The following is a 1,609-nucleotide window of genomic DNA, read 5'->3' on the forward strand; positions in this document are numbered from 1 at the left end:
TTTGTCTCTTGTGCATGTAGAATTTGTTCTTCTTTTTCTTTTAATTCTTGTGTAATAAATCGTGTCGCATTCGCAAGTGTTTGTTTCGGATGATACCCAAATTCTTCTTTAATATTATCTAAATTTCCATTACGAACTTCAATATAATATCCAAATACACGGTTATATCCTACTTTTAATGATTTAACCCCTGTTCTTTCACGTTCTTTCGCTTCTAATTCCAGGATAAAGTCTTTTCCTTGTTTTGCTATTTTTCGAACTTCATCCAATTCTTGATTGTATCCATCATTAAAGACTCCACCTTCTTTTAGTGTTAATGGTGGATTTTCTATAATCGCATTTTTTATTTCATTGTATAATTCTTGGCAGTCTGGCACATCATTAAATTCTGGATATGAATTCAACGAAGACGCTAAATCTAAAATAGGCTTTGCGTGTTCTAATGTTGCTACAAGTTGAAGTACATCTCTAGGACTTGCATTCCCATAAGCCATACGACTCGCAAGTCTTTCCATATCATACACATACACTAAATGTTCTTTTAGATTTTCTCTTAACATAAAGTTTTCTTTTAAATCTTTGACCGCCACTTGTCTTTTCGCAATCTTTTCTGCATCAATCAATGGATATTCAATCCATCGTTTTAACATTCTTGATCCCATTGCACTTTGACACTTATCCATAAAAGACCATAGACTTTCTGCCTTGGCATTCGAAGATTGACTTGAAACCAACTCCAAATGATTCTTTGTTTCATAATCCATAACAAGAACTTTATCTTTGTCCATAGATTCTATGGGTAAAAAATGATCAATACGTTGTTTTTGTGTGTCTTTTAAATACGCCATTAAAAGTGCAAACGCTTCTTTCAAAGATTCAGATTCAATTCCATTTAACAAAGGTAGATCCTCAGAATCAATATTTGCCTTTTTATGTTTTGAAATGAGCATCGTATCCATCTCTTCTAGGGCAGCCATCCATTTTTTATCCATTGTCATCGGACAAACAAGCTCACTTACATTTTGTTCCAAAAGAGCCTTTTGTAGCGCCACCAAAGATCTTTGTAGCGTTTGATACTTTAATTCCCCTGTACTTAATTCACAATATATGACTGTAATTTCAAAACTTGAAACATCACAAGATGCCATATAATTTGTTGACTTGGCATCCATTGTTGCATCCATATAAGTTCCAGGTGTAATTATTTTAATAATCCCTCGGTCCACCAATCCTTTTGCGCTAGACGGATCTTCCAATTGTTCGCAAATAGCTACTTTATACCCTTTTTTGACTAATCTTTGAATATATGAATTTGCGGCATGAAAAGGGATACCACACATAGGTACCTTTTCTTCAACGCCAGCACTTCTTCCTGTTAATACTAAATCTAATTCTTGAGAAACCAATTTTGCATCTTCAAAAAACATTTCATAAAAATCTCCTAAACGATAAAACAAAATCGAATCCGGATTTTCTTCTTTCATTTTCAAGTAATGCTGCATCATTGGTGTATATTTTTTTTCTGCCATAAATCATCATCCTAACATGACTATTATACCAAAAATTCTAGATAATTATGTTATAATTAAAAATACTGAATAAGGAGGTT

The 1,609-nt window shown here is 32.9% G+C and carries 1 protein-coding gene; it reads right to left on the reverse strand.

All coding sequences use genetic code 11. The features are described 5' to 3' along the window. Positions 1 to 1,529, reverse strand: a 1,529-nt coding sequence (gene mutS, locus ACZQCL_RS09375) for a DNA mismatch repair protein MutS (protein WP_482483009.1), incomplete at its 3' end; no start/stop codon positions are given. Between the last annotated feature and the right edge of the window lie 80 nt (positions 1,530 to 1,609).

It is taken from the genome of Holdemanella sp. (assembly GCF_056804935.1).